Consider the following 20,198-nt stretch of genomic DNA (forward strand, 5'->3'; position numbering starts at 1 on the left):
GCGGGAATCCGATAGAGAGGTTCGTAGTTAACCCAGTACGGGTCAAAGCGTACAAAGCTAATTCTAGATGCAATATTTGCGTACAGAATTAGTAACTATTACACAAGAGGAAGCTCTCAACAATATACAGGAGGCGATCGAGCTTTATTTACAACCTGATGCTATCGACCTTCTACCCGGAGCAGTAATCCGTGAGGTTATGGTGGGATGACTCGACTCGGGAGGTGGTAAAATAGTCCGATGCCTGTAAAACATTAACAAAATATGACTACTCTGTTGCAAAAAGCATTCACAGAAATCCAGAAACTGCCAGAGTCTCTTCAGGATGAACTTGCTCAACAATTGCTGGAAGACATTGAAAGTGAATTAAAATGGCAGCAAAGCCTTTCTAACGAAGATCTGGAATTGGGAGCTTTAATAACAATGGCACAGGAAGCCCTGATAGAAGAACAAGAGGGGAGAACAGAAGATAAAGGCTTTGGAGAAGAATGAAGTCAGCCAGAACCAAGAGGTTTCGTCAACTTTTTCTCAGTTTGCCGCAAAGGGTACAAGAAACAGCCAAGAAAAATTACGAGATTTGGAAAGAAAATCCACTTCACCCCAGCCTAGAGTTCAAAGAGGTGAAACCAAGAGAAAAAATCTGGTCAGTCAGAGTCGGCATTGGATGGCGAGCATTAGGGATTAAGAAGTCAGATGAAGAAAAGATAGTTTGGTTCTGGGTTGGGTCGCACTCCGAGTATGACAAGATTATAGGTAAGAATTAGGAGCGATCTAACCAATCACTGCACCCGACCGAGAGTTAGACTAATAATATTATTCAAGGTTCATGATAGCGGGTCAGTGCGATCGCCGATCGACTTGGTCTGGGTTGACGGCCAACGGTTGACCCGCTATCAGTTCTTCCAGCCTGTAAATTTAAAATAAGCAGTTGGTCATAGCAGATCATTTACCGGTAAAACATTAAGGAAGGTAAATTTTCTTTGTGGGGGGAGGGCAATGTCCAAGCTTTTGCCAACACTTCCAGATGGCAAGGTCTGTGATTTCATAGACCAGAAAACCCGTAATGATACGCCCGAAGAATATGTTCGCCAGAACATCGAGCGTCGATTGGTGCTGGAATTGGGCTATTTGCCAGAACAGATCGAGGTTGAGTATCCAATTAAGCAGGGTAGTAAGACTGTTCGAGTGGATCTGGCTATTTTCCGTGAGGGGGATCAACACAATCAGGAAAATATTTGGATCATTATTGAGTGCAAAAAAGACTCAGTACCACCCTCAGCCAGTAAAGACGGAGTTGAGCAGCTTCGATCTTATATGGCGGCTTGTGATAACTCTGAGTGGGGGATGTGGACAAATGGTAGGAAAAAGACCGTCTTGCGCCGCATTAGGACAGAGGAAGGCATTGAGTATGAAGAGCCTAATGATATTCCTTCTAAGAATGGTAACGTTGAGGAAGTTGATCGCCCAACTCGTGAGTCACTAAAGAATGCAGTTGGTGATAATTTACTGTTTTCTTTTAAGATTTGCCACGATCATATTTATGTAACGGATGGGCTACAAAAACAACCTGCTTTTTTTGAGCTTTTAAAGGTTATTTTTTGCAAGATTCATGATGAGCGTAATTTTCCTAATCCTTTAGAATTTTATGCAACAGCGAAAGAGAAAAAGAGTAATGATGGTCGGTTAACTGTTTTTAATCGCATTAGCAAGATTTTTAGCGCAGTTAAAAAGCAATACCCTGCTATTTTTGATGCTAATGATGAAATTAAACTTCAACCTCGTTCTTTAGCTTATATTATCGGTGAGCTTCAACGCTATAGCTTTCTGAGTACAAATATTGATGTTAAAGGGAAAGCCTATGAAGAACTGGTTGGCGCAAATTTAAGGGGCGATCGTGGTGAATTTTTCACACCTCGAAATGTGCAAAAAATGACTATTCGTATGCTGGAGCCGAAAGTTACTGATAAGATTCTCGATCAATCCTGTGGCACGGGTGGCTTTTTGGTAATTGCAATGAATGAGGTAATCAAAAAGTTAGAACAATTAGCAGGAGTAACTAGCCAATCGGATATTTGGATGCGAAATGCACTCAATTCTAAAATTCAAGAAACAGCTAAAATTAATTTCTTTGGGATTGATATTAATCCAGATTTAGTCAAAGCGACCAAGATGAATATGGTGATGAACAATGACGGCTCTGGAAATATTCTTAGACAAGATTCTCTGTTACATCCTCATCAATGGGAAGATAGTTTTCGGAAGCAATTTGCCACGGCTTTAGCTATCGATCCAAAAACTTTACGCAGTGAGAAAGATCTAGGTCATTTTGATGTAATTGCAACCAATCCCCCCTTTGGTTCAAAGTTACCAATTAAGGATGAAGAAACCTTAAAACAATATCAGCTTGCCTATGTTTGGAAAGAAACTGAGTCTGGTTGGGAACCGACAGAACAACTTCAGGGTTCTGCATCACCTGAGATCTTGTTTATTGAACGATGCTGGCAATTTTTGAAACCAGGGGGACGGATGGGAATCGTTTTACCTGATGCAATTTTGGGCGCTCCTGGGTTACTTTATGTGCGTTATTGGTTAATTAAGCATTGCCGAATTGTTGCTTCGATTGACCTACATCCTGATACTTTTCAGCCTCACAATGGGACGCAAACTTCGGTTTTGATTCTTCAGAAAAAGACTGAAAAGGAAATCGTTCAAGGAACAATGTCTGATTATGAAATCTTTATGGCACAGGTGAAGGCGATCGGACATGATAAACGGGGTAACATCACCTACAGACGCAATGAGGAAGGGGAAGAGATACTGGTTCCAACTAATCCAGAGTCAATCCCTTTGATCGAGCGAACGGCCACGGGTGAAGGTGTGGCTAGACCGCTACCTCGTCAGAAAGTTGAGGATGATGATACGGATTTGGTAGCTAATGAGTTTATTGAGTGGAAGAAAAAGGTGGTACTAGGATGGTAACTTACGCTTTTAAATCTGATTACACGCCAGAGATACCTGATGATGAGTCGGAGAAACTATCGACGACGATCAAACTCAGTGAAGTCCTGGCTGCTGGTGTGCGTCTAGAGGCTTCTGCTTTTAGCATTGAGGCTCATAATGCAGTTACAGCTTTGACAAATAGTGATTTACCTCTTATTCCGCTTTATGGCAAGGAAGGTCTTTGTCAGGAAGCTCTTGATGGCTTTCGTTTCAAGCGAATTTATGTAGATGCTGAACACGGTTTTCCATTTCTTTCTGGCTCAGAGATTATTAGTTTACGCCCTAGAGTAGAAAATTATTTAAGTTGTAAGCAGACTAAAGGCTTAGATAAATTAATAATCCAAAAGTGGGACATACTAATTTCTTCTTATGGAACTGTAGGTAATATCAGTCTAGCCACTGAAATATTTGCAGGTAAAGCCCTCTCAGAAAATGCTATTCGCCTCAGAGCTAATGATCCTGATACAGCAGGTTATATAGCTGTGTTTTTGCGTAGTCGCTATGGTCGCCCTCAGTTAACTCAAACATCTTGTGGTTCAGTTGTTAGTTATATAAAACCAGAACATCTTGGAAAAGTTTTAATTCCCGATTTGCCGCCGATTCGCCGGATTGAAATTGGTCGCTTGATGTGCAAAGCAGGAGAATTGCGTGATGAAGCAAATCATTTGTTAGATGAAGCCGATCGCCTTCTCCATGAACGTTTAAACCTACCCTATCTCAAAGATATTGCTCTGCGTGGTAGTGCGTCTTTTACGACTACGATCAAAGCTTCTCAACTCATGGGACGATTAGAAGCAAGTTTTCACGATCCCGAAGCGATCGCTGCTGAAAAACAACTAGCTCAGTTACCTGTTGAAATTACTAAAATTGGCGATCAGCGAATTACTAAAGAAGTTAGAGCAATTACAAAGTTTAGAGAACGCACCTATGTTGACAAAGGTGGTATTCCTATGCTTAGTAGTAAGCAACTTTTTCAAGTCGATCCAATCGATGTTAAACGACTTGCCAAGGGCGCACATACCAAAGATTTACCTGAAATTCAACTAGAAGAAAACATGATCGCTGTTACTCGTTCTGGCACGATTGGGAAAGTACAGATTATTCCTAAATACATGGCAGCATGGACAGCTAGTGAAGATGCAACTCGGATTCTAGCATCTGATGATATTAATGCAGGTTATCTTTATGCTTGGTTAGCCTCAGATTATGGCTACTGTCTCATGACTCGATGTTCCTATGGTTCGGTAATTCTTGAAGTTGATAAAGAAATGTTTTCTTCTGTCCATATTCCATTACCTGAACCAGCTATTAGAAATGAAATTGGCGATCTAGTTCTCAAAGCTAACCAACTACGCGATCAAGCTTGGCGCAGTGAACAAGAAGCGATCTCGAAATTAGAAAAACTGATTTCTTCTAAATCAAATACACCTATGAATAATCAAACACCTATCGAAAGCTTCTCTTTCGCAAATATTAAATTTGACTATAATGCAGAACCAATCTGGGAATTAGCCGCCCGACTTTCTGCCAAAATCCCCAATGAAGAATGGGCAAAACTACCAAAAGACTTAGCCCAAAACTTTGACCATTATCAACAGCAACAGGATAGTTAGTGAGAGTCGTTTTCGCCGATACAGGTTATTGGGTTGCCCTACTTAACCCTAGTGATAATTTGCACAAAAAAGCTGTTCAGCTATCAAAAACATTGCATCCCGTCTACATCGTTACCAGTGAAGCCGTCCTCATCGAAGTCTTAAACGACTTTTCTAAACGTGGTGAGTATTTCCGTGACTTAGCCATAGAGCTAACTCAAAATTTGCGTTCTAACCCCAATGTTAGTATTGTTCCCCAAACCAGTGAGCAATTTGAACAAGGATTAAGACTATATCAACAGCGTAAAGACAAAGCATGGAGTCATACAGATTGCGTATCTTTCAAAATAATGGAAGAAAATGGAATCAGAGAAGCACTCGCTTATGACAAACATTTTGCCCAAGCAGGATTCACCGCTCTGATGCGGAATTGTCGGGTATGAGTTCGGAAGTAACGCCCGATTTTAGCAGAGAGTTTCGCCTTAAAAATCCCAACTTAGTAGATTTAGAAAAATGAGATGCAGCCTTCGTTTAACTGAATATATCGGATATAATCAAAGACAGGTCATGGAACGTTAAAGAAATACCGTGAACATCAGCCTAGATCTACCTTCAGAGCTAGAGAATGAGTTATCTACAAAATCCTCCTAAAACAGGGCTGGAGCTAGTTGCTTATTGGGAAAGCGTTGGGTTTATTGGCTCCCGACCTGATATTATCGATAGTTAGGAGCAGTCAAGCAAATTGCGCCATGAAGCTGAAACCCGTGAGCAGGCTTAGGTAGTAAATGTACCTTGTCGATGATGCTGACGAACCAGCAAAAGGTTCGTAAAAACCTACAGCTTGTAGCACCGTTATCTGTAAATATTCTCGTTTTCAAGGTTTAATTGGGCAATAGCTCCATCAATTAAATCACAGCCCTCCCCCAAGGATTCGATGCGCGAAAACCGATCGCGCCAAACCGCCGCACCGGTAAAATCCTGACAATACCAAGCCAGATGTTTCCGCGCTTGCCAGATACCGCGTTGTCCCTTGTATAGCCATAGCCCCTGTAAATGCTCTTTAGCTAGGCTTAACAGGTCAATAGAGGTGGGTTTCGGCAACTTTTTGCCTGTTTTGAGGTAATAATCAATTTCCCCCACTAAATAGGGATAACCGAGGGTTCCCCGCGAACACATCACCCCATCGGCCCCAGTAAATTCCAAACAATTAATCGCCGTTTCCACAGAAACAATATCACCATTAGCGATGACAGGAATCGATAAAACCTCCTTCACCCGTTTAATCCATTGCCAATCGGCCGGCCCGTGATAACCCTGTTCCCTAGTGCGTGCGTGCAGGGTCAACATTTGCGCTCCCGCATCTTCCAAACGACGGGCAAAATCGATAATATTAATCTCCTGAGCGTTCCATCCCAAGCGAGTTTTCACCGTTACTGGCACCGATACCGCTCCCACCACTTCCCTAACAATTTGCTCGGCAATTTCTGGCTGTCGTAAAAGGGAAGAACCACCGCCTTTTTTAGTAATTTTATTAACAGGACAACCCATATTAATATCGATGGTCATCGCTCCTTCTTTAACCGCTTTTTTCGCCGCCACAGCCATAAAATCGGGACGGCAATCAAATAACTGCATACTAATTGGTTGTTCTTTGTCCCCGATAACCATTAATTGCGGTAACTCTTGCAGCTGGGAGATTTCTGTCGCGTTAACCATCTCCGTATAGAGCATCGAATCAGGAGCAAAACGTCTCACCAAGCGCCGAAAAACTAAATCGGTGACACCGGATAAAGGTGATTGCAAGACGCGGCTATGCACTTCTAAGTTACCGATTTTGAGAGGGGATGAGTAGATAGCCATAGAACCAGTTAAAAAATCAACAGCCAACACCAGCAAACCGAACAATTAGGGGATAGTTCCGTCACTGTTAGCATTTTGCCAACCCCTAATATATGCTTAACCGTCAACTTCTAGTCTAAAACTACCTGTATGATGATTGGAGAGGATAGAATCCTATCTCTCCTAAACGAGTAATTAAACAAAAATTTCGCTTTTTTTTATGGATAATCTGCAACTCTGGCAACGTTACCAAGATTGGTTATACTATCACCCTAACCTAGAACTTTATCTCGATGTCAGTCGGATTCCCTTCGATGAGGCTTTTCTCAAAGGTCTAGAAGCAAAATTTGAGCGTGCTTTCCAAGACATGGCAGCCTTAGAACAGGGTGCGATCGCCAATCCCGACGAACAGCGTATGGTTGGCCACTACTGGCTGCGCGCTCCTGAACTCGCTCCTAACCAGGAATTGCGGGACGAAATCACCGAACCCCTAGCACAGATCAAAGAATTTGTCAAGAAAATTCACTCTGGAGCAATTAAGCCGCCCAATCGGTCAAAATTCACCCATGTTCTCTGTGTAGGCATCGGGGGGTCTGCTTTGGGTCCCCAATTCGTCGCCGAGGCTCTAGCACCCGATTTTCCCGCCTTAGAGATTGCTTTTATTGATAATACCGACCCCAAAGGCATCGATCGCACCTTAGCCCATTTACCCCTAGCTACCACCCTGGTTATCGTCACCAGTAAATCCGGCGGCACTCCCGAAGCGAGAAACGGAATGTTAGAAGTCCGCAACGCTTACGAAAAACAAGATTTAGACTTTCCCCAACACGCAGTCGCCGTCACTATGCCTGGTAGCCAACTGGACAAACACGCCCAAGATTGGCTAACTCGTTTCCCCATGCAGGATTGGGTCGGTGGTCGTACATCAGAACTATCCGCCGTCGGTCTTCTCCCGGCCGCTTTGCAGGGTATCGACATTAATGAAATGTTAGCCGGGGCCAAAGAAATGGACATCGCCACCCGCGTCCATAACCTGAAAAAAAATCCTAGCGCCCTACTGGCTCTAGCTTGGTATCATGAGGGCAATGGCAAGGGAGAGAAAGATATGGTGATTCTGCCCTACAAAGACAGTCTCTATCTCTTTAGCCGCTATCTGCAACAATTGGTCATGGAGTCCCTCGGTAAAGAAAAAGACCTCGATGGCAAGACGGTTTACCAGGGTATCGCCGTCTATGGTAACAAAGGTTCCACGGACCAACACGCCTACGTCCAACAATTACGCGAAGGGATTCCCAATTTCTTCGCCACTTTTATTGAAGTGTTAAAAGACCGACAAGGAGATTCCATCGAAGTGGAAACCGGCTCCACTGCTGGCGATTTCCTCTCAGGATTACTGCAAGGTACTCGACAAGCTTTATACGAAAATAGTCGTCACTCTATCACTATCACGATCCCAGAGGTTACTCCCCGTCAGGTAGGGGCCTTAATCGCCCTCTACGAACGGGCCGTTAGTTTCTATGCTAGTTTAGTTAACATTAACGCCTACCATCAACCCGGGGTAGAAGCAGGGAAAAAAGCCGCCGCTTCTATTCTGGATTTACAAAGAAAAATCGTGCAAGTTGTTCGGGAAACGGGAACTTCTCTTGACCTAGCCACTCTAGCGGCCAAAATCGGGGCTAGTGACCAAGTTGAAGCTATCTATAAAATTGTCCGTCATCTCAACGCTAATCGGCGCAGTTTAACTATTACCGGCGATTTAAGTAAACCAGAAACGATCCAAATCTCTGCACGCTAATCAGTTATCAGTTATCAGTTATCAGTTATCAGATGTAAGTTTTAAGTTAATTAGTTATTTAGTTATCAGATGTAAGTGAATTAGTTAATTAGTTATTTATTTATAGCGTTTCCTAAGCTAGTGAGGTACACTTGTTTTTCTTCCCTTTTGCCTCTTGCCTTTTGCCTAAAACCCATAACTTTTGTACCTCAGCAGACTGAAAAACGCTATATCTTCATCTTTATCCCTGTTTACTGTTTACTGTTTACTGTTTACTGATTACTGAATATAACTAACGATGGAAATGCTCGAAAACCTGAAAATGGCTTTTTCCGCTTTGATGGCCAATAAACTGCGTAGTGGTCTAACTATGCTGGGAATTGCTATCGGTAACGCCTCCGTCATTGCCCTAGTGGGAGTGGGTGAAGGAGCGCAAAAAGTCGCCCTAGAGCAGTTTGAAGCCCTCGGTCCGAATGTTTTATTTGTTTCCACCTCCTCGCGCAATGTCCGGCGGACAATTCCTAATCCCCGGCCGCTCACCTACGAAGATGCTCAAGCGATCGCATCTCAAGTTCCCGCCATTGCCGCCATTTCTCCCGAATTCAGCGGGAAAACAATCTTATCCTTCGGTAATAGAACCAGTAATAGCCCCCTAGTCGGGGTGGGAGCCGATTACCTAAATGTGCGTAACCGTCAACTATCTAAAGGTAGATTTATTATGGAATCTGACCTGAAACGGGATAATCGCGTGATTGTCTTGGGATCGGAATTAGCTAAAAATTTCTTTGGTAATCGCAATCCCGTGGGCGAAAATCTTCGCATCGGCAATCTTAGTTTTCAAGTCATTGGAGTTTTACAGGCGAAAGGCTCCTTATTTGAGGCTAATCAGGACGATCGAGCCTTAATTCCCCTAACTACCATGTCTAATCGGGTTCAAGGCCGCAGCTCTATCTTTGGCATTCCCCTAACTCATATTTCTGTCTTGGCCAAAAACTCCAGCCAAATTAAAGCCGCCCAGTTTCAGATTAGCAACCTGCTGCAAATGCGTCATCAGGTCAGCGACGAGAATTATGTGCAGATTTTCCCCCAAACCGCAATCCTAGAAATGGCCCAAGAAACTAACGATAGTTTAACTAGAATGTTAGCCTCGATCGCTAGTATTTCCCTTTTTGTCGGGGGAATCGGTGTCATGAATATTATGCTCGTGTCAGTCACGGAGAGAACCCAAGAAATCGGGTTAAGAAAGGCTTTAGGAGCGAAAGAAGGGGATATAAAAGGTCAATTCCTCATTGAATCGGTGATTTTAGCCACCACTGGCGGAATTATCGGCATTTTTGTCGGCATTCAAGGAATGTATCTAGCGGGAATTTTTGCCGCTTTAACCACCAGTGTCTCAATCCCCGCCATAATTCTCGCTTTAGGAGTTTCCAGTGCCATCGGTCTGATTTTCGGTGTTGTTCCCGCTCATCGTGCCGCTAAATTAGATCCAATCGTTGCTTTGAGAAGATTATAGTTGCTGAAACTATCCAATCTATCCTACTCGAGTCTGACCAAGACAAAAAAGTGAAACTTGAAATTAAGCAGCAATTTCTTGACTCTCTAAGACAGACTGAAAAGGGAGAAAGGGAGATTTCAGCCGAGGAAGTAGCTAAAAAACTAGGCTTAAATTGGTAATAGCCTACTTGGTAGAATTTACAGCCGAAGCAATCGCTGGTTTAGCAGCACTCCCTGCAATTATTCAAGAGCAAATTTTCGGTAAAGTTCGCCTGTTGTCGGACAATTTTGCCAATTTTAGTCCTCAAGCTTTCAGTGCTAATTTGACTGGTCTTTTCAAGCTTCGAGTCGATGACTATAGAGTTATAGTCATTTCAATTAAAATTGAGAATATCAATCCCAGAGTTTTTAAGGATTTTGTCGGTCTAGACTGTATCACACTTATTTGAAATGACTATACTCGTTAAGACTGCAAGGGAGCGCCAGAGCTGCGGAGCAGGGAGAGGCAGTTTGAGCATTTGTACTAAAAATTTCAATACGCAGTTTAAATTCAGTACAGCTTATCCATCTGGCACAGACAACTCCTGATTAGATAAGCCTTCCCACTTAGAATATCTACCAGACTAAGCCTGAATCCGCCGTAATTTCCCTGTTACTATCATTTTTATCTAGCCGACGGCTGACCGCTTCAAGATCACTGATCACTAAAATCACCGCGACGTTGGATCAGATCTGAGGGGCTAAGATTGGAGACGAAATTGCGAAAAGCTTGACGTTCCTCTTCATCCGCATCACGATCAACAGGAATAGAAGCAGAAGCGATCACTTCTTCCATTACCCAGATGGGACTGTTGGTACGCAGGGCAATAGCGATCGCATCACTGGGACGACAATCGATTTCTTTTTTGACTTCGCCGCGCTGGAGACAGAGAACAGCATAAAAAGTATTATCTTGGAGAGAATGGATGATAATCTTTTCTAAATCCATGTCCCAAGCTTTAAAAATATTAGCGATCAAATCGTGGGTAAGAGGACGAGGGGGTCTTTGTTGTTCGAGGACGGTGATAATGGCCTTAGCCTGATCTTGTCCGATGTAGATAGGTAGGGCGCGACGCTCGGAACCATCCTTCAGCAGTACAATGGGACTGCGAGTGATAGCGTCTAGGGCAATTCCAGCGACTTTCATTTCGATCATGACTAATGGCTTCTCCAAGATAGAGATTCAGCTAGGGAAGGAGTGGGAAAGCAACCTGAATAATATAGTGCTTCGTTACACTCACAGTATGCCCTAAGATGGCGGAGATTAGCCTCATCTTTAATGAAAAAAATACATCAGCTGCCGTCAGGAGTCAGTATTCAGGAGTCAGGAGTCAGGAGACTCCGAGACAGGAGACTCCGAGACAGGAGACTCCGAGACAGGAGACTCCGAGACTATTTCTATTTATTCTCCCCACACCCCACACCCCACACCCCAACTAAATTACTTAATTTGTGCTATGATGATAGTTTTGGGATAAATTTAAATAGGAGCAGACTGTTTGTATGTCTCGTTATAGAGGACCGCGCTTGCGCGTTGTGCGTCGTTTAGGGGAATTACCGGGCCTAACCCGTAAAAATGCCCGTCGTGCCTATGCACCCGGGCAACATGGCCAGGCCCGCAAAAAACGTTCAGAATATGCCATTCGTCTAGAAGAAAAACAAAAACTGCGTTTTAACTACGGTGTCAGCGAAAAACAATTAGTTCGCTATGTCCGCAAAGCTCGCCGGGCTACCGGTTCCACTGGTCAAGTGCTGCTGCAACTCTTAGAAATGCGTCTGGATAATACCGTTTTCCGTCTCGGTATGGCCGGGACAATTCCGGGGGCGCGACAATTAGTCAATCACGGTCACGTCACCGTTAACGGTAGAGTTGTGGATATTGCTAGTTATCAGTGCCGTCCGGGTGATGTGATTGGAGTCAGAAATCAAGAGCGTTCCCAGGATCTAGTCAAAAGAAATATGGAATACCCCGGTTTAGCCAATCTGCCGAGTCATTTGGAATTTGACAAAAACACCCTCGTGGGCAAAGTGAATGGCGTTGTGGAAAGAGAATGGATTGCCCTCTCGATTAATGAACTGTTAGTAGTGGAATACTACTCTCGGAAAGTCTAGGAAAAAAGCCTTTTCCAGATACCTTGAGGACGCAATTGGCAGCGTCCTTATTTTATTGGTTAAATTTAGGTTGACAGATAGCAAAAATTACGATGCTAGAAACAAAATTAGGGAAATATAAATGGCTCTCCCAGGTTTGGTGAGTAAAATGTATTCTAAGATACAGTCTTGCAGGCGACTAAGTGGAACGAACCACAGAGACACAAAGGACACAAAGATCGATCACTACTATATAAGTTGAACTTATCACACAAAGTCGAGAAGAGCCAATAAATCTCTCTTTCGAAAAAATTAACCAGACTGATAACTTAGTGCAGGTGTAACCAATAATTCAATTTGTGATTCTGCTACCTCTGCTGTATCTTGGAAAATCAAGCCTTCTAAACTGTATCCATCTTCCTCACCTTCGGGCTTCTGATAATATTCAACAATTGTGCCAATACTTCCTTTTTTGGCTCTTCGTTACTTGGTATGGTTCGATAGGGGGGCATAAATCGACTAAATCCTTATCTGGCAAGGGATTTAATTGATTAGTTCACTCTAGATAGAAAATAATTGACAAAAATCGCTAAATGCCTTTCTATATAGGGGTTCCATCCCTTATAACCCCCGTCCATTGCATAACACAAACCGAATAGCCCCTTTTTTTAAACCATATTCGGGAATATCTTCTGTTAAAAACACTTGGGAAAATAGCTTAAATTTCATCTTGCTTGCTCCTAAATGGCGAATAGCGTTACAAACTTTGTTTCTTGCTCAGTCACCATCCCCGTGTCTCCCCGGCCAGGGAGATAAATGTAAAGATTTATTAAATTGTATCTTAGAATACAATGTGTGAGCAAGGTAGTATATATCGTTTTTTTGGGTCTCCACTGAGAGTCACGTTGCGCTGTCGTTCAGCCCAACCTTACGAAAGCCGCAAGCACGCTGAGATGTACCGATTGACGGAGTTAATCAACCATCGACTGGGAAAAGTTCCTGACTATCCCCACCCCTAGTAGGTAGTCTTCAACCAGTCAGCTGTGCACTTCAAACTTGAATTAGCCTACCTGATTAGTTTTGTAATTTAACCAAGTAAATCAGCCCATATGTCTTTGAGAGGATATTATGAAACTCCAGACTGAAAATAAAAAACCAGAATCCCAATACGAAAAAAACCAAGATTTTAACTTAATTAACCGATACCTACATTCTTTGAGGTATAAAAATCTTGTACAGACAATAAACAACTTTCAAGTGAATACTTCAAGACAAGGAAAGATTATAAAAATCCTAGACATAGGCAGTGGCTTTGGTCGAACTTTTTCAACATTGGATGAAAAATTTAATATCGATTACTGGGGGATAGAATTGTTTAAAGAGTGGCATGAAACTGCCTGCGAAAGATATGGTGAAAAAAACAATTTTCATAATATTTTGGGTTCTGCCTTAGACAGGGAAGTTTACAGTCGTATACCTGAGCCTGATATTGTCACTGCTCTGGAAACATTTGAACACCTACCGGAGCGAGATCTAGTCAGACTGATAGAGTTTTTAGCAGATACTGTAAAACCTCAACTCCTGATTGCCTCCGTCCCTGTCGAAATAGGACCTATTATTTGGATTAAAAATATTGGTTCGTTTATAACTGGATATGCTAGAAATGGATTCGCTAGGGGATATACCCTGGAAGAAACTTTTTGGGCGGGACTATACCAGTTGGATAAACTGCCTGTTCACGGAAGAGGTGAAGGTGTTGCAGACCATAAAGGGTTTGACCATAGATGGTTAACTCAAACCATTCGTCAAAATTTCAAGATACTGGAAATAAGAAAGTTTCCCTTTAATTTCCTCCCTGCATCCCTAGCCACCTCATTGTTTATAGTTGCGGTTACTAGGGAATGAAACCAATGTAGGCCTATGGCTAGGGAAACTGTCAAAAGGACTGAAGGATGTAAAATAAGGAACCAATAAATTTTAGAACCTTTTGTCAGTGAAACCGTCTACATTGAAACCAGTTTAGCATCGTCTCCTAAGATTGGTTTGAGCGCAATAATAGTCTAGAGAAAACCTACACAACCTAATTCCTTTAGAATATTCAAAACCTTGCTATATCTAGAAAACGGGTGGGTGCATCTCATATTTGTAAAAATATCATCTAGACAAGACACCATTAAGATAGGCACAACGTAAAGATAGAATAGAAGAAACGTTCTCATTATGAAAACTAAATTATCTCAGCTTTATGAAACTGATTTTAATTTGTGGCTTGAGCAAACCGTAAATCACTTAAAAAAGGGCAATTTAGAGGCACTCGATTTAGATAACTTAATCGAAGAAATATCCGATATGGGACGTAATAATAGACGGGAGGTATTCGTCCGTTTAAAAGTTCTCTTGATGCACTTACTTAAATGGCAATATCAACCAGAAAAACGGACTAATAGCTGGATAAATACCATTGATGAGCAAAGAGAACAATTAGAGCTTATTTTCAGGGATAGTCCTAGCTTAAAACCCTATTTAGCCGATATTTTCGCAGAATGTTATCAAAAAGCAGTGCGAGGGACGGTAAATGAAACTAATTTACCAAAAGAAACTTTTCCAGTTGATTGTCCTTTTAGCCAAGAACAGGTTTTAAAGTGGGATTATCTTCCTGAAAATAGCTTTTGAACAATAGCAGTTTTATGATAAAATTGCCCTGCTGTCAAGACTGATTTTTTTCTTGCCAAATAGCCAAGGCCATTTGATGAACAAATCGCCAAGGTAGATGATGCTGACGGGCAATTGCGGCACAATCTTCGTATTCTGGTTGTACGGTAATCGGTTGATTAATTGACTCTTTATAGGCAACTTTTAGCCGAATTTGACCATAGACAGTATCGATCGATTGTATCTCTCTTTTTAAGATTGATCGCTCTTGAATTGTCCTTCTAATGCCTAAAGTTGTGGTTTCCTGAAAGATCATATTTTCACAAATAGCAATTTTATCCAAGCCACAAATTACTGTCAAAAGTATTCCCAAACGGGATTTTTTCATAGTAATTGCTTGACTAAATACATCCAAGGCACCCACTTGTAATAAAGACTCACTTAAGTAGGCGATCGCTTGCGGATTTAAGTCATCAATTTGAGTTTCTAAAACTGCCACGGTTTCGCTTTCATCTAGCTTTTCTGATTCTTTTTTCCCTAACCAAAGCCGGACAAGATTGGGAATCGGTAAATCTTTTGTCCCTGCTCCTAAACCGACCTTTTCTAACTGCATTTGCGGCGGTTTACCGAAACTTTTAGCTAAAGTTGTCACAATAGCTGCCCCCGTGGGTGTTACTAACTCCGCTTCGATGCCATTACTATAAATTGGTACTTGTCCCTGACTGAACAATTGTACTACTGCTGGCACAGGAACCGGTAAACGACCATGGGCGGCCTGAACTGTACCGCCGCCGGTGGGTAGAGAAGAACAGTATAATTCACTCACCGATAGCCAATCCAAACCCAAACAAGTCCCGACGATATCGATAATGGCATCGGTTGCCCCGACTTCGTGAAAATGCACTTTTTCCGGTGCGATCCCGTGAACAGCCCCTTCTGCGATCGCAAGTTGTTGAAAAACCGCTAAACTCCATTCTTGGACTTTCTGGGGTAAATTTGCCTGTTTAATTAAATTTTCAATCTCCAGTAAATGGCGAGCGGGGGTATGATGGTGATGGTGGTGATGATCAGCAGACTTCTCGGCAGTGACATCGACGTGAATCTTAGTGGCAATTTGACCGCGACGATGCACTTTTTCGGCTCTTAACTGATATTCATCCTCAATTCCTAAAGTTTTTAGTTGTGCAATCAGGTATTCTAAGGGGACTCCTAAATCTACTAACGCCCCTAAACACATATCCCCGGCAATTCCCGTGGGACAATCCCAATAGGCGACGATTTTGCTATCATGGCTACTATTTACTCTCTCCATCCGGAAAATCCCCAACAACGTTCTATCCAAGAAATCTGTCATGCCCTGAAAAATGGGGCAATTATGCTTTATCCTACCGACACCGTCTATGCGATCGGTTGCGATCTCAATGTGAAATCCGCCGTCGAACGAGTTCGCCAAATCAAGCAACTATCTAATGATAAACCCTTGACGTTTCTCTGTTCTTCTTTGTCGAATATTTCCGAGTACGCAGTGGTCAGCGATTATGCCTATAAGATTATGCGACGAGTTATACCCGGTCCCTACACTTTTCTCTTACCGGCGACTAAATTAGTGCCGAAAGTGGTGATGAATCCGAAGCGGAAAACCACTGGTATCCGGGTTCCCGATCATGTTATCTGTCGCACTATTCTCGAAACCCTAGAAAATCCTATTATCTCTAGTTCTGCCCATCTTCCCGATCAGGAGGGGGATTTTCCCACCAAGGGATTAGAAACCCCTAGGTTATTCGATGCCCTCGATCATATAGTTGATTTAATTATCGAAGATGGTTCGGCTCCCGGTTCGGAAGTGTCAACAATTGTTGATTTTACCAGCGATCAACCGGATATCGTGCGTCAGGGTTTGGGTTGGCCGGAATTACAACAATGGTTATAACAGTGATTTTAGCCGTCAGCCGTCGGTTTTTTGCTCCCCACACCCCACACCCCACACCCCACACCCCACACCCCACACCCCACAACTTCGCACTTGCCACTGATAACTGATAACTGATAACTGATAACTGATAACTGTATCGGTTATTGCGACTTTTTATTTCCTGAAAACCGCCTTGTGTAAGCCAAGTTAGTTGCTTATTATGGAGGTAATCGCAGTCAGAGAAAACCTCTCAAGGAAATTATTACTATGGCTTTCACTCTTTATTCTCCCTTCCTAGAAATTAATTCTGTTCAACGTCAAATCGATCAACTTTTTCAAGAAGTATTACCGACAACTTCATCGGTATCTCGTCCCCCGGTGGAAATCTCTGTTAATGAGGATTCCGTAGAATTAAAAATCGAATTACCCGGTGTGGATATTAAAGATATCGATGTGGAGGTTAGCAAACAAATGGTGGCTATTAATGGGCAACGTCAACGCCCTGCCGAGGTGGAAAACAGCGAATTTTATTATGGTAAATTTAGTCGCTTGATTACCCTACCAGTGGAGGTGCAAAATAGCCAAGTTACCGCTAACTATCAAGACGGTATTCTTTATCTCACCCTCCCGAAAGCGGTGGCAGAAAAAAATAAAGTGGTGAAAGTTAATCTTGGTTAGATGAAAAAAAGACTGGAGAATTTCTCCAGTCTTTAGTTTTATTTGTGGTCGCTAACTGTTAATTGGATTCTTTGCCATTTACGTTAACGGGACGGGGTTGAATAACACCAAAACCGCCGTGATTGCGTTGATAGATAACGTTGATTTCGTTAGTGTCTTTGTTGCAGAACATAAAGAAATCGTGATCGACTAATTGCAATTGTGTTAGTGCTTCCTCAATAGTCATCGGTGGCATAGCAAAGTATTTCATCCGCACTACTTCCGCAGGTAATTCGGGAGTGCGATCGCCAATTAGGTTATCATCTAAGGGTTTCTCTTGCACCACCTCGCTAGTTTTAACGGTGGCGTTGGTGCGATGATCCACCAGTCTCTCTTTATACTTGCGGAGTTGACGAGCGATTTTATCAGAAACTAAATCAATACTTGCGTACAAATTTTCGCTTCCTTCTTGAGCGCGAATCACTGTTCCATTAGCATAAACCGTTACTTCCGCTTTGTGGCGATCGGGAATGCGTGCATTCTTTTCCACGGAGAGGTGAACATCAACTTTTGTGGTTATGCCGTTAAAATGTTTCACCGCTTTCTCCAGCTTTTGTTCGACATAATCATGAATAGCTTCGGTGACAGCGATATTATTGCCCTGAATCAATAGCTTCATACTCACTACTCCATCTAAAAATTTTGCTATAGACCGTCCACATCAACTATTTTTAAGGGATGTTGATGCTAGGAATTTAATCCTCAAAAATCCGCTCGATCGCGCTGTTGTCAGAGGTCACAGTCTAGATATTGTCGGTGTTTTCGTTCTCTTTTTTTTGTCGGATCGCGCGGAAAATTCATCGGGTCGAGCGCCTATTTGCAACTAGATTTATTTACCTCTATTCTAACAAGTTTCTCTCAACCTTTTCTTAACAGAAGTGCGAAGTTCTGTTAACTTTTATTTAAAGAAACCGATTTTCGCCGCCAGCAAGAGAATCCGGTGATTGTTTCTCCTGTGGGACGGTTAACATCCGAATAGATGGGATATCCTTAGATTAGCACTTAGTATTCTCCCCAACATCTATATCTTCTCTTCTTTTAATCTTCCTTTGCGCTCCTTTACATTTCTTAAATATTTTGACACATCTCGCAATGAATGCTCAAAAAATACCTCGTCTCTGTGGGCTGAAAATTCAGGCAATTACCCCCTATTCTCTGGCCTGGGCGCAACAGCGATCGCTGGTGGGGGCGAGAATTGCCGATCCTGACTTACCCGATGTGCTGCTACTACTGGAACATCCCCCCGTTTACACCCTCGGTACTGGTTCAGATATTAAGTTTATTAAATTTAATCTTGACAAAACCGATAAAGAAGTGTACCGAATCGAGCGAGGAGGAGAAGTCACCCATCACTGTCCGGGGCAGTTAGTGGGCTATCCGATCCTCAATTTGCGCTATTATCAGCAGGATTTACACTGGTATTTGCGACAATTAGAAGAAGTCATCCTGCAAACTATCGCTATTTATGGATTGTCGGGGGAAAGAATCGCGGGACTGACGGGGGTATGGGTAGAAGGGTATAAAATAGCGGCGATCGGTATTAAAGTTAGTCGTTGGATTACCTATCATGGTTTTGCCATTAATGTTTGTCCGGATTTAAGCGGTTTTGCCGAAATTATTCCCTGTGGGATTGCTAATAAACCCGTGGGCAGTTTGCAGCAGTTTCTGCCTAATATTAGTCTTATGCAAGTACAGCAAGATTTATCGAGAGTTTTCGCCTCAGTTTTCGGTGTGGAATTATTTTCTCTTGACAAGGATTAATATGAGCGATCGCAAAGACCCAGAAAAACTCGCCGCAGAAAATAGGGCCGATAACCCCGAAAATAACGGTAAAACCAGTTTATCAGCCCCCGATGCCTCCGAATACGTCTCCTCTTTATCTTCCCGTAATCCTCTGCGTCAGCGCATCCTACTATTAAAAGATCTTCGGCCGGGTAACGCGGGGTTACTGTTGGCCCCCCTGATGGTGATGACTATCGGCCTCGTCTTTAGCTGGGACTGGTTAGGCTTTTCTGGGGCGATAGTAGCGATATTAATATCTTTACAGGTGATTTTGCCCTCTATTCGCCAGTGGATCGCCCATTATCTCACCCCCTCTGAACGTCAGACGGTTTTCGCTTTTATCGTTTTTATAGCTGCTCTGGCCGGATTAGGGAAATATTTAGGGGTTTATGATCGCATATTGCGATGGTTGGAGAGTTTTAAATACGATGAGTTCGGTTCCTGGGCCGAGTGGGTGGGGGCCTTGGGACAGATTATGATCGCCGTGTTAGCGGTCTATGTGGCTTGGGAACAGTACGTTATTTCTAAGGATTTAACCATACAACAAAATCGCATTACCCAACAACAGACGATCGATTCCTATTTTCAGGGCATTTCCGATCTAGCCTTGGATGAGGAGGGATTTTTAGAAGATTGGCCCCAGGAAAGAGCGATCGCAGAAGGTCGCACCGCTTCTATCCTCAGCAGTGTCGATGCCTCTGGGAAAGCGAAAATACTGCGTTTTTTGAGTCAATCGCGGCTATTATCACCGATTAAACGCGATCGTTATCTAGGCCGACCGATTCTAGACGGGGAAGGGGGTTATGCGGAGGATCGAGAGTTCGGTACAAGAGTAGTACAATTGGGGGTAATGTTAGCGGGGGCCGACATTTCTGGGCAGGATCTGCGCTGGACCGATTTAAGCGAAGCGAATATGGTGCGGGCCGATTTAAGTTATAGCGATTTGGTGAAAGCAAATGTATCGCGGACAATTCTCTACGAAGCTAATTTAAGAGGGGCAGATATCAAAGGGATGCGTTTATTTTATGGTTCCCTAGAAAATGCTACCCCCCGCAGTCGTACCGTTCCCCCCAATTATGACAGTGGAGAACACACGGGAGCAGTGGTAGAAAATGTCAATTTTACCGGGGTGAAAAACATGAGCGAGGAACAACGTCACTATTGTTGTCGTTGGTGTGGGGAAAAGTCCCGCGCAACCATTCCGGGGGGATGTGCTGATATTGCCAATCTTTTGGGCCGTTAACGGAGGCGATCGGCAGGGGGCAGTGTTATAATCAGTGGTATTCATTGCTAATAATTCCCGCAA

General features: G+C 43.0%; 20 protein-coding genes. 16 read left to right on the forward strand and 4 right to left on the reverse strand.

The window, feature by feature from the left end; genetic code table 11:
• The first annotated feature begins 67 nt into the window (after positions 1 to 67).
• The 6 genes from H6G40_RS10375 (at position 68) to H6G40_RS10395 (ending at position 5,035) form a co-directional block, all read left to right on the forward strand.
• Positions 68 to 211 (forward strand): hypothetical protein, encoded by a 144-nt coding sequence (locus H6G40_RS10375; RefSeq protein WP_228051454.1) that lies wholly within the window; start codon positions 68 to 70, stop codon positions 209 to 211.
• 53 nt (positions 212 to 264) lie between these two features.
• On the forward strand, positions 265 to 492 hold the full coding sequence (locus H6G40_RS10380; RefSeq protein WP_002735837.1) for a hypothetical protein: 228 nt from the start codon (positions 265 to 267) through the stop codon (positions 490 to 492).
• On the forward strand, positions 489 to 764 hold the full coding sequence (locus H6G40_RS23255; RefSeq protein ID WP_002752377.1) for a ParE family toxin-like protein: 276 nt from the start codon (positions 489 to 491) through the stop codon (positions 762 to 764). Before H6G40_RS10380 ends, H6G40_RS23255 begins: the two co-directional genes overlap by 4 nt.
• A gap of 232 nt (positions 765 to 996) precedes the next feature.
• Positions 997 to 2,979 carry a type I restriction-modification system subunit M gene (locus H6G40_RS10385; protein WP_190537635.1) on the forward strand — a complete coding sequence of 661 codons (1,983 nt, stop codon included), beginning with the start codon at positions 997 to 999 and terminating at the stop codon, positions 2,977 to 2,979.
• A complete protein-coding gene (locus H6G40_RS10390; RefSeq protein WP_256094088.1) occupies positions 2,949 to 4,613 on the forward strand; it encodes a restriction endonuclease subunit S in 1,665 nt (554 codons plus the stop codon). The genes H6G40_RS10385 and H6G40_RS10390 overlap by 31 nt, the downstream gene beginning before the upstream one ends.
• Positions 4,613 to 5,035, forward strand: coding sequence for a type II toxin-antitoxin system VapC family toxin (locus tag H6G40_RS10395; RefSeq protein WP_069475466.1), 423 nt, complete (start codon positions 4,613 to 4,615; stop codon positions 5,033 to 5,035). Before H6G40_RS10390 ends, H6G40_RS10395 begins: the two co-directional genes overlap by 1 nt.
• Before the next feature lie 409 nt (positions 5,036 to 5,444).
• Here H6G40_RS10395 and dusB read toward each other — a convergent pair whose 3' ends face one another.
• The gene (gene dusB / locus H6G40_RS10400; protein ID WP_069475484.1) at positions 5,445 to 6,452 is read right to left on the reverse strand and encodes a tRNA dihydrouridine synthase DusB; all 1,008 of its coding nucleotides are present in this window, start codon (positions 6,450 to 6,452) and stop codon (positions 5,445 to 5,447) included.
• 199 nt (positions 6,453 to 6,651) lie between these two features.
• Between dusB and H6G40_RS10405 the strand changes: the two genes are divergently transcribed.
• The 3 genes from H6G40_RS10405 (at position 6,652) to H6G40_RS10415 (ending at position 10,148) form a co-directional block, all read left to right on the forward strand.
• Positions 6,652 to 8,226, forward strand: coding sequence for a glucose-6-phosphate isomerase (locus tag H6G40_RS10405; protein ID WP_069475467.1), 1,575 nt, complete (start codon positions 6,652 to 6,654; stop codon positions 8,224 to 8,226).
• 277 nt (positions 8,227 to 8,503) lie between these two features.
• Positions 8,504 to 9,718 (forward strand): ABC transporter permease, encoded by a 1,215-nt coding sequence (locus H6G40_RS10410; RefSeq protein ID WP_069475468.1) that lies wholly within the window; start codon positions 8,504 to 8,506, stop codon positions 9,716 to 9,718.
• A 169-nt stretch (positions 9,719 to 9,887) separates the two neighbouring features.
• Positions 9,888 to 10,148, forward strand: coding sequence for a type II toxin-antitoxin system RelE family toxin (locus H6G40_RS10415; protein WP_002737784.1), 261 nt, complete (start codon positions 9,888 to 9,890; stop codon positions 10,146 to 10,148).
• A 245-nt stretch (positions 10,149 to 10,393) separates the two neighbouring features.
• Here the strand turns inward: H6G40_RS10415 and H6G40_RS10420 are convergent, their stop codons facing one another.
• Positions 10,394 to 10,894, reverse strand: coding sequence for a bifunctional nuclease family protein (locus H6G40_RS10420; RefSeq protein ID WP_002736902.1), 501 nt, complete (start codon positions 10,892 to 10,894; stop codon positions 10,394 to 10,396).
• Between the two features lie 347 nt (positions 10,895 to 11,241).
• Here H6G40_RS10420 and rpsD point away from each other — a divergent pair, with 347 nt between their 5' ends.
• The 3 genes from rpsD to H6G40_RS10435 all read left to right on the forward strand — a co-directional run bounded on the left by rpsD (position 11,242) and on the right by H6G40_RS10435 (position 14,502).
• Positions 11,242 to 11,850 carry a 30S ribosomal protein S4 gene (gene rpsD, locus H6G40_RS10425; protein ID WP_002737433.1) on the forward strand — a complete coding sequence of 203 codons (609 nt, stop codon included), beginning with the start codon at positions 11,242 to 11,244 and terminating at the stop codon, positions 11,848 to 11,850.
• Between the two features lie 1,107 nt (positions 11,851 to 12,957).
• Positions 12,958 to 13,734, forward strand: coding sequence for a class I SAM-dependent methyltransferase (locus H6G40_RS10430; RefSeq protein WP_002736571.1), 777 nt, complete (start codon positions 12,958 to 12,960; stop codon positions 13,732 to 13,734).
• Positions 13,735 to 14,049: 315 nt separating this feature from the next.
• Complete coding sequence (locus H6G40_RS10435) at positions 14,050 to 14,502, forward strand: DUF29 domain-containing protein (protein WP_002735906.1); 453 nt, start codon at positions 14,050 to 14,052, stop codon at positions 14,500 to 14,502.
• A 34-nt stretch (positions 14,503 to 14,536) separates the two neighbouring features.
• Here the strand turns inward: H6G40_RS10435 and larC are convergent, their stop codons facing one another.
• Positions 14,537 to 15,793, reverse strand: a complete 1,257-nt coding sequence (gene larC / locus H6G40_RS10440; RefSeq protein ID WP_081330915.1) for a nickel pincer cofactor biosynthesis protein LarC — start codon at positions 15,791 to 15,793, stop codon at positions 14,537 to 14,539.
• Between larC and H6G40_RS10445 the strand changes: the two genes are divergently transcribed.
• The gene (locus H6G40_RS10445; protein ID WP_002735809.1) at positions 15,770 to 16,411 is read left to right on the forward strand and encodes an L-threonylcarbamoyladenylate synthase; all 642 of its coding nucleotides are present in this window, start codon (positions 15,770 to 15,772) and stop codon (positions 16,409 to 16,411) included. The two genes, larC and H6G40_RS10445, sit on opposite strands and share 24 nt — an antisense overlap.
• A gap of 249 nt (positions 16,412 to 16,660) precedes the next feature.
• Positions 16,661 to 17,071: an Hsp20/alpha crystallin family protein gene (locus H6G40_RS10450; protein WP_002735678.1), complete on the forward strand. Its 411-nt coding sequence runs from the start codon at positions 16,661 to 16,663 to the stop codon at positions 17,069 to 17,071.
• A gap of 58 nt (positions 17,072 to 17,129) precedes the next feature.
• On the opposite strand, the gene hpf is transcribed toward H6G40_RS10450, so the two are convergent.
• The gene (hpf, locus tag H6G40_RS10455) at positions 17,130 to 17,729 is read right to left on the reverse strand and encodes a ribosome hibernation-promoting factor, HPF/YfiA family (RefSeq protein ID WP_002735641.1); all 600 of its coding nucleotides are present in this window, start codon (positions 17,727 to 17,729) and stop codon (positions 17,130 to 17,132) included.
• A 473-nt stretch (positions 17,730 to 18,202) separates the two neighbouring features.
• Between hpf and lipB the strand changes: the two genes are divergently transcribed.
• Complete coding sequence (gene lipB / locus H6G40_RS10460) at positions 18,203 to 18,871, forward strand: lipoyl(octanoyl) transferase LipB (protein ID WP_190537647.1); 669 nt, start codon at positions 18,203 to 18,205, stop codon at positions 18,869 to 18,871.
• A 1-nt stretch (position 18,872) separates the two neighbouring features.
• The gene (locus H6G40_RS10465; RefSeq protein ID WP_190537637.1) at positions 18,873 to 20,135 is read left to right on the forward strand and encodes a pentapeptide repeat-containing protein; all 1,263 of its coding nucleotides are present in this window, start codon (positions 18,873 to 18,875) and stop codon (positions 20,133 to 20,135) included.
• Positions 20,136 to 20,198 lie beyond the last annotated feature (63 nt).

Origin of the sequence: Microcystis viridis FACHB-1342, assembly GCF_014698335.1 — a bacterium.
Classification (GTDB): domain Bacteria; phylum Cyanobacteriota; class Cyanobacteriia; order Cyanobacteriales; family Microcystaceae; genus Microcystis; species Microcystis ichthyoblabe_A.

Excerpts from the sequence above, each read along its gene's own strand:
- H6G40_RS10375 (WP_228051454.1), top strand. The coding sequence starts at position 68 with ATGCAATATTTGCGTACAGAATTAGTAACTATTACACAAGAGGAAGCT.
- H6G40_RS10380 (WP_002735837.1), top strand. The coding sequence starts at position 265 with ATGACTACTCTGTTGCAAAAAGCATTCACAGAAATCCAGAAACTGCCA.
- H6G40_RS23255 (WP_002752377.1), top strand. The coding sequence starts at position 489 with ATGAAGTCAGCCAGAACCAAGAGGTTTCGTCAACTTTTTCTCAGTTTG.
- H6G40_RS10385 (WP_190537635.1), top strand. The coding sequence starts at position 997 with ATGTCCAAGCTTTTGCCAACACTTCCAGATGGCAAGGTCTGTGATTTC.
- dusB (WP_069475484.1), bottom strand. The coding sequence starts at position 6,452 with ATGGCTATCTACTCATCCCCTCTCAAAATCGGTAACTTAGAAGTGCAT.
- H6G40_RS10405 (WP_069475467.1), top strand. The coding sequence starts at position 6,652 with ATGGATAATCTGCAACTCTGGCAACGTTACCAAGATTGGTTATACTAT.
- H6G40_RS10410 (WP_069475468.1), top strand. The coding sequence starts at position 8,504 with ATGGAAATGCTCGAAAACCTGAAAATGGCTTTTTCCGCTTTGATGGCC.
- H6G40_RS10420 (WP_002736902.1), bottom strand. The coding sequence starts at position 10,894 with ATGATCGAAATGAAAGTCGCTGGAATTGCCCTAGACGCTATCACTCGC.
- rpsD (WP_002737433.1), top strand. The coding sequence starts at position 11,242 with ATGTCTCGTTATAGAGGACCGCGCTTGCGCGTTGTGCGTCGTTTAGGG.
- H6G40_RS10430 (WP_002736571.1), top strand. The coding sequence starts at position 12,958 with ATGAAACTCCAGACTGAAAATAAAAAACCAGAATCCCAATACGAAAAA.
- H6G40_RS10435 (WP_002735906.1), top strand. The coding sequence starts at position 14,050 with ATGAAAACTAAATTATCTCAGCTTTATGAAACTGATTTTAATTTGTGG.
- H6G40_RS10445 (WP_002735809.1), top strand. The coding sequence starts at position 15,770 with ATGGCTACTATTTACTCTCTCCATCCGGAAAATCCCCAACAACGTTCT.
- larC (WP_081330915.1), bottom strand. The coding sequence starts at position 15,793 with ATGGAGAGAGTAAATAGTAGCCATGATAGCAAAATCGTCGCCTATTGG.
- H6G40_RS10450 (WP_002735678.1), top strand. The coding sequence starts at position 16,661 with ATGGCTTTCACTCTTTATTCTCCCTTCCTAGAAATTAATTCTGTTCAA.
- hpf (WP_002735641.1), bottom strand. The coding sequence starts at position 17,729 with ATGAAGCTATTGATTCAGGGCAATAATATCGCTGTCACCGAAGCTATT.
- lipB (WP_190537647.1), top strand. The coding sequence starts at position 18,203 with ATGAATGCTCAAAAAATACCTCGTCTCTGTGGGCTGAAAATTCAGGCA.
- H6G40_RS10465 (WP_190537637.1), top strand. The coding sequence starts at position 18,873 with ATGAGCGATCGCAAAGACCCAGAAAAACTCGCCGCAGAAAATAGGGCC.